The sequence below is a fragment of the Robinsoniella sp. genome, assembly GCF_034124845.1.
On the sequence record NZ_JAWYAJ010000122.1, the window covers coordinates 1 to 7,743 of the forward strand.

Consider the following 7,743-nt stretch of genomic DNA (forward strand, 5'->3'; position numbering starts at 1 on the left):
TACATCTGCATATTGATATATCTGGTTATCATCCAGTCCTGAAAAATAAACATTAAACTTTCTGCCTTCCGGATCTGCCGTTGTCAGTTCAATGGTACAATCGGTCAGACGATCTCTGGAATCCGGGTTTAACTCCGTCTGAATGCTTCCCCCAGTCAGAGTCATTCCCTCACCGATTATCAGTTTCCCCAATGAATCCTGCGTATCTGTGCCATAGCTGCCGGCAATACGAATACCGATTCCCTGTTTACAGGCAACCTCAATATTTGACATTGTAAATGTCTCTCCCGGAGGTATAATGATAATTTCCGTGGGATATTTATCCCACTGGGATAAAGCGATTTTGTTTTCTCCGTTTAACTCCGTCACCGGTACCCCACCCTGTGAGAATTCCGGGTCACCCACTACCACCGGGCTCATAACGATAATGGTACCGCCTTCACCGCCCAGAAGTTCTTTTGCTTTTTCCCAGCTTTGAACAGGATGCTGGTCATCAATACCTGAATTACCGTCACTTCCTCCGGGAATTGCAGGACGGTCACCTTCCGGACTTGCTGTATCCTTATTGACATTCCAATATACAACCTGACTGCCTACCGCACGAGAAGAACTTTTTCGTTTCACCTGATCAGATACTGCCTCTTCCCGGTCAGTATCAATATCCGAATTAGTATCCGAATCACGTTCTTCCGTCTGTCGCGCAATGGTGATCATCTTATCACTGTCCTGTTTCACTAAGAGCTTCCACGTATTTTCTATTTCCTTTGCTAATACAAAATGCGTTAAAAAACTTTTTCCGCTTTCTCCATTTTCATATACACCCTCCACCATTGTTCCATCTTGAAAACTATCGCCAGCCTGTAAAGAAATTGTGTATAATTTATCCTTTTCCAGTTGGTTCTGGATCAGAATCGGAGTCTCGTCTTTATTATTTACGTTATTTTTGAAATCCACTTCCAGAGTTCCCCGGACAATCAGATCCTTTCCGATTGCCAGAGTTCCTCCAGCCGTCTTTACCAATATCTGATTCTGTGTCCCTGATGAAGATGACAGTGTCATATTTGAAAGGCAAAGCTCCCCGCTTTCGATGAGGAATATTGCCTGATCTTCTCCTTTTCTGCCATCCCAGGTCACAAAATGTAATCCATTTCCATCATAGACTGTCTTTTCCGGTCCTGTAATTCTCTTTGCCGACATAACATAAACGGTAATGTCCTCGTTTAATTTCTTTTTTAATTCCGCTGCTGCGCTCAGTACATCATCAAACCCGGAAACCGGTGTGAGTGCACTTTGTCCATCTGCTGTGTCATCTGCATTTGCAGAAGGATCCCAGTAAATAACTGGCTGCTGTTCTGTTTTTTCTGTATGATTTGTTTCCTCTTCTTTGTATGTTTCCTTTCTATTTTCTGTTTCTGTTGATTTTTGTGTCTCTGTTGGTTTCTGTGCATCTGAAAACTTTTGTGTCTCTGTTGGTTTCTGTGCATCTGAAGACTTTTGCGTCTCCGTTGGTTTCTGTGCATCTGAAGACTTTTGTGTCTCTGTTGGTTTCTGTGCATCTGAGGACTTTTGCGTCTCTGTTGGTTTCTGCGTTTCCGTGGAATTCGCTGTTAACTTTCCGGCTTCTGACCCTTTTGCAGGTTCTGCTGCTTTTTCTGTCTCCGGTCCCTGTTGTACAGTACTCCTGTTCTGAATCAGATCCGATGTCTCTATACTGCTTTCGGGCTTGCTTTCATCCCTAGACTCGCTTAACGTACTTACTTTATCCGAGTCCAAAAATTTCTCAGAAACGGACTCTGATGCTTCTGTAATTCCCGGGCTGCATATAATAATTCCCAAACAGAGCAAAAAAGCTACTATTTTCTTTATTTTCTTATTCATTTGTTATCCCTCCGTTTTATAAATATTGGCATATATAAAGGCTTTCCTCTAATTTCTGCAAATAAGGCGCTGGGAAATATTGGTGATTAAATCAGACTTTTTTCTTCACATATGATAAAATAAGACATATCAAAAAAGAACAAAAAGAAATGACAATAGCAAAGCAGGCGAAAGCCTGTGACGCAAAGCTATCAGGGTCTGTAAAATGACAGCCAGCTGCCGACTTCCATCTTGGAGTATGCCTGCATGCGGACTGTCATTTTTATGTATTTTTAGCTGGGGAAAAAAGTCTACCTTTTTCTCCAAAAATATATTATTTTCGACATTATTTTTAATTGCTTTTTTTGCTGAAATTAACTCAGTTGATTGCTTTGTACCGCCCATTTAAAGAAGGTTTTATGATCTACGTTCAATCGCCTTGCAGCTTCCCTTCCGCTGATTCTGTTTTCAGACCATTCTTCATAAACTAACAAAAAATCTGCCGGCAGTTTTTTACTTGGGCGTCCAAACTGAACGCCTTTCACTTTCGCCACTTCAATTCCTTCTTTTTGCCGCTGTCGGATATTTTCTCTTTCGATCTGAGCTACATAAGATAAGATTTGCAGAACTAAATCTGCTATAAAGATACCTGTGATATCATTTTCTTTTACCCTGGTATCCAGCAGAGGAAAATCTATTACGACAATATCTGCTTTAATTTCCTTGGTTAGTTTCCGCCATTGGCATATAATTTCATCATAATCCCTTCCAAGCCGATCAATTGATTTCACATATAACACATCTCCAGCTTTTAATTTTTTTATAAGCTTTTTGTACTTTGGACGGTTAAAGTCTTTACCGGACTGCTTATCTTCGTATATATGATTTGGCAATATACCTGCTTTTTCCATTGCTGCCATTTGACGGTCTGTGTGTTGATCTTTTGTTGATACGCGCACGTATCCATACTTTTGACTTTCCATGTCGTTCCCTCCATTAGTAAATATTCATAAAATATTATGCCACAAAATTTCAGAATTTGAACTGGAATATTTTTTTTAATGCAAAAAGCGGAAAGAATTGTGCAATTTTACAATTCTTTCCGCTTTTATTATAAGTATAAAATCAACTATTAATCTTTATTTATCATCTTTAAGTATGCTTCCTGTTCCCCGTCATTGATGATTATATCATAACTGGTATTAATTTTAATGCATCCATAAAGTATAATTATAAATCCTATAAATGCTATGACCACAATTGCTGCCGCCATTTTATCCTCCTGTCAAACAGCTGATGTACTTTGTTTATTTAAACCGAACCTGAAAAGTATAATTGTCACTGCTTCTGTATGTGTACTTTCCTACCTTTTTATTCGCTACAACATATACGTAATAGGTTCTTCCTTTTCTCAGCTTGCTTCTTCCATATTTCTTAATTGTTGTCCTCGTTGATTTCGTTGTGGTGACTTTTTTATAACCCGAGGACCGTTTGCTCGAAATATAAACCGTATAGCTTGTTGCTCCGTTTACTCTATCCCAGGAAGCCTTTATTCCTGTACCGGATTTTTCCCCTTCTACCTTTGGTTGAATTGCAATATAAGAGGTTGACCAGGAACTGTATTTTTTACCGGTTTTCAGCTGAATATACGCCCGGACTTTTACTTTATAAAATTCTTTTTTAATATTTGAAAATTGATAGCTGCCCGTGTTGTAATTCAAAACTTTTGTAGAACCGATTTTTTTATTTTTCAATGAATATAAAGCTATCTCATAACCATCTGCATTTTCTGCTTTTTCCCATTGAACATAGGCTTTTCTTATACTTGTATAGCCATAATCGGTATTAATGTTTTTTATACTTGCCGGAATTGTTTTTACATCGTAAACCATTGTGCCATAACTAGTAACTGCTGTGTAGCCGCCTGCGCTCCGTTCCGGATAAACTCTGTATTTGTAAGTACTGCCTGCTTTCAGGTTATTGATGATATAACTATTGGCTGCCGTTTTTCCTACATAGACTTCCTGGCTGCTTTCTACCTGGTATATATTATATCCTGTTGCCCCGGGTGACTTATCCCACTGCAGCGTAATATTAGATGTTCCGGCATTGGTTTGTATTACTTTCTGGTTAGGAATCTGAACCGGTGTTGTTACAGCACTTGTAGCGGCTGACCATGGTCCATATTCAGCATTTGGATATTTATTTTCGTAAGCACGCACTCTGAAGTAATATGTCATCCCAGGTGTAAGTCCGTTCTTGCTGATTTCTGGAGTACTTGTAGTATATCCAACAGAATACCAATTCCGATTGTCCTGTGAATATTCTATCTGGTATCTGATACTGCTTCCCATCACCTGATTCCATACGACCTTAACGGATCTCTCCGATGATGACTGCTGTTTTAAACCCGACGGAGCACCCGGTGCCGCTAATGCCGATATACTGAAAAACATTGCAAGTAAGAATCCCAGCACTATCGTAGCTCCTGCCCTCTTATATGGTTTGTCATTCATATTCCTTTTATGTTGATCATTCATTTTCATTTCCCTCCTGGAAGCTATTCTGTAGCATATTTTATCATAGATTTATTCCGGAAGATTCAAACTTGTTCTAAAATGCTGATTTAACTGCATGAAACGTTTTTTAATATAGCATCACAAGTTTATATTATATAAAAAATGATTTTCACAGCAAAATTGATTCATTTCAGACATCAGGCATTTATTAATTACAAATTACAGACAGAAGGACCCGCTGTACGTAAATACAGCGGATCCCGTTTTGGCCGTTAAAACATTCTTTCAGCTGATTGATGCATTTAGTTTCTCCATGGCTTTACATTAATTTCTAACTGTGCCATTGCCGTCTGTCCGGCCTGGTTTGTTAACCGGTACAATATCGTAAAACTTCCGGTATTATAGCTGTAGAAAGTATCGCCTAAAAGCCGCTCTCCATTCAATGTACAAATCACCTTGCTTTTTAAGTTCGGGCCGTCTTTATCATCACTGGCTGTTTTTATGAAATCTTTCAAATATACGCGTTTGCCAGGAGTAATGCTTAAATTGTCCGTAGATAGTTCCAGAACAGGAAGCTGCTTTTTTGCCTTCACAATCATGTTCATGGATTTCTTAACGGTGATGCCATACTTATTTGTCAAAGAATACATTACTTTATATTTACCTGCTTTGGAAGCAGTAAATTTCATATTCTTAGACAGATTTTCTGAACCAACTCTGCATTTCACCAGTTTTATGGCATTTTTACCGCCCTTATACTGCAACGCTTCTTTAATGTACTGTTTCATATTAACTGTTTCTCCGGATTTTACCGTTATCTCAGTTTTCTTTAAGCGCAGAACCGGGCTCGCAGGTTTTACTACTACTTTTAGCTCCTTTGTCAAGGTTCCTTTCTGATAGGGCATTTTAAAAGTAACATTAAATGTTCCTGTTTTTGATGCCACAAAATAATTCTTTTTGATCATTTTCTTATTTTTAGCACTGAAAGTAACCTTATCTTTGATATTTTTCCCATTGGAATCCTGTGCAACAGAAATCAGATCTCTTAAGTTCAATTTCTTGCCAACTTTCATTGTTGCTTTGCTCTTTTTCAAAGTCAGCTTTGCATAATCAGGCTTTGGACGCTCTTTTACTTTCACGTACAGATATTTTGTAACGTTACCTGCTTCGTGCGGTAAAGTTATGGCTACTCTGAATTCACCCTTTATTGGCGAACAGAATACCTGCCCCTCAATCAAATAGGAAGGAAATACCGAATACCTCAGTTTAGATCTGAGGTCCTGGTTGGAAGAGTCTGTGGCTAATGATACCATCTGTTCCAATTGCAGATTATCTCCTACAAATATTTCAATTCGATCCTGTTTTAATACCAACTTCGGGTTTTTAGGTTTTTCTTTTACTTTACGGTAATAAAAAACTGCAGACTGATCATACCGTACATTTTGAAGCTGGATTTTAGACTGGCTTATTACCTCATAACCTTTAATTGCCGGGGCATTAATTGTTATACTGCTTCCTTTGTTAACTTCATAAACCAGTTTTGTAACGGACTGATCCACTAAACTACTGATATCTCTATCATTATCGTCAAAAACTTTTACATAGATCTTCACTTTCTCTGCCGGTATAATCTTTTGTTTGTAGCAGAAAGTAACCGTCTGATCCCCTGTAATCGGAGAAAACTCATAATGATCTGAGCCATACACATAATATCCATCAATATCCGGTGCCCAGATTTTTACAGACTCACCTTTTACCGACTCTATTTCCAGCGGTGAAACGGACTGATCTACCAATGCGGCTAAGTCCCTGCCATTCTCGTCTTTTACCAAAATGCGAACTTTGACCTTCTCAACCGGTTTTTCTTTCTCTTTGTATACAAACTTAACAATTTCATCCCTGATGATTGGATAAAACATCTGTACACCTTCTCCAATTACTTCATAACCATTTATTGCTGGCGCTTCAATCCTGACTTCGCTGCCTTTTTCTGCTTCTACCACAAGTGGTTCCGCAGACTGATCTACCAGACTGCTAAGATCTTTACCCTTTTCATCCATAACATGAATCGTAACGGATACTTTTTCTACGGGTTTTTCTTTTTTGTGATAGTTAAATGTAATCTCTTCATTCTGAAGAATCGGTATGAACTCCTTTACACTTTCCCCTTGAATTTCATATCCCTCTATTTCCGGATACTCTATTCTCACATTACTGCCCTTTTCTGCAGTTCGCACCAATGGATAAATCTCCTGGTCAATAAGGCTGCTTAAATCCTTCCCGGTATCATCCCTTAACAATATGGAAATGTTTACTTTTTCCACCGGTTTTACTGTTTCCTTATAGGTAAAGATAACAGTTTCGTCCTGAAGTATTGGGTAAAATTCTTGATAACTGTATCCCTGGATTTTATAGCCTTCTATTACCGGAGCAGAAACAATAACATTGCTATTTTTCTCCACTGTCATAAATAATGGGCTTTCTTCCTGATTTACAAGACTGCTAAGATCATTGTCTTGCTCATCTCTTGGAATAATGGTTATATTTACTTTTTCTACCGGTTTTATTTCTTTTGCATATGTGAATACAATGTGCTCATTCTGTTGAATGGGTGAAAATTCTTTCGTGCTTTCTCCCTGCACAATATACCCCTCAATCACAGGCGCTTCGACTTTAACATTGCTGCCTTTCTCTGCTTCCCAGATTAATGGACTCTCTTCTGTATTTACCAGACTGTTCAAATCAATTCCATCCGTATCCAGAGTTTGAATCGTTACGGTTACTTTCTCTGCAGGTTTTACTTCTTCCTTATAAATAAATTCTACTGATTCATCCTTTCCAATCGGGTAGAATCCTATCTGACTATGTCCCTGCAGTTTATAGCCCTCTATTACAGGAGCCTCCACCGTAACATCACTTCCTTTCTCCACCTGTATGGTTAAAGGATTTACATTTTGGTCTACTAACTTGCTCAGATCTTTTCCGGCAGTATCTTTTACATGGATTGTAACCGTTACTTTTTCAATTGGTTTTATTTCTTCCTGATAAATAAATTCTACCGTTTCGTTTGTTGTAATTGGTCTGAATTCTTTGAAGTTTTCTCCTTGTAATTTGTAGCCAGTTATCACTGGAGCTTCTACTCTTACGTTATCGCCCTTGAGTACTGGTAACACTAAAGGATTGGCTTCCTGATTTACCAGACTCGACAGGTCTTTTCCTTTGCTGTCTTTTACCAGGATGGTCACTTGCAACTGTTTCTTGTACGTAAATGTTACCTGCTCATTCTGCGTAATTGGATTAAATTCTTTGATGCTATCTCCATCAATTTTATATCCGCTTATCACTGGGGCTTCTACTTTTACATTGT

At 38.5% G+C, this 7,743-nt stretch carries 5 protein-coding genes and 1 riboswitch; all 5 genes read right to left on the bottom strand.

Annotation, left to right across the window (positions count from 1 at the left end; genetic code table 11):
* On the bottom strand, positions 1-1,878 hold a 1,878-nt coding region (locus ACH2DQ_RS05885), incomplete at its 3' end, for a hypothetical protein (protein WP_395025943.1).
* Positions 1,879-2,025: 147 nt separating this feature from the next.
* Positions 2,026-2,102: riboswitch (cyclic di-GMP riboswitch) on the top strand.
* A gap of 129 nt (positions 2,103-2,231) precedes the next feature.
* On the bottom strand, positions 2,232-2,840 hold the full coding sequence (locus ACH2DQ_RS05890) for a recombinase family protein (RefSeq protein WP_394910688.1): 609 nt from the start codon (positions 2,838-2,840) through the stop codon (positions 2,232-2,234).
* 149 nt (positions 2,841-2,989) lie between these two features.
* A complete protein-coding gene (locus ACH2DQ_RS05895; protein WP_394910689.1) occupies positions 2,990-3,130 on the bottom strand; it encodes a hypothetical protein in 141 nt (46 codons plus the stop codon).
* A 34-nt stretch (positions 3,131-3,164) separates the two neighbouring features.
* On the bottom strand, positions 3,165-4,397 hold the full coding sequence (locus ACH2DQ_RS05900) for a fibronectin type III domain-containing protein (RefSeq protein WP_394910690.1): 1,233 nt from the start codon (positions 4,395-4,397) through the stop codon (positions 3,165-3,167).
* 281 nt (positions 4,398-4,678) lie between these two features.
* On the bottom strand, positions 4,679-7,743 hold a 3,065-nt coding region (locus tag ACH2DQ_RS05905; RefSeq protein ID WP_395025946.1), incomplete at its 5' end, for a hypothetical protein.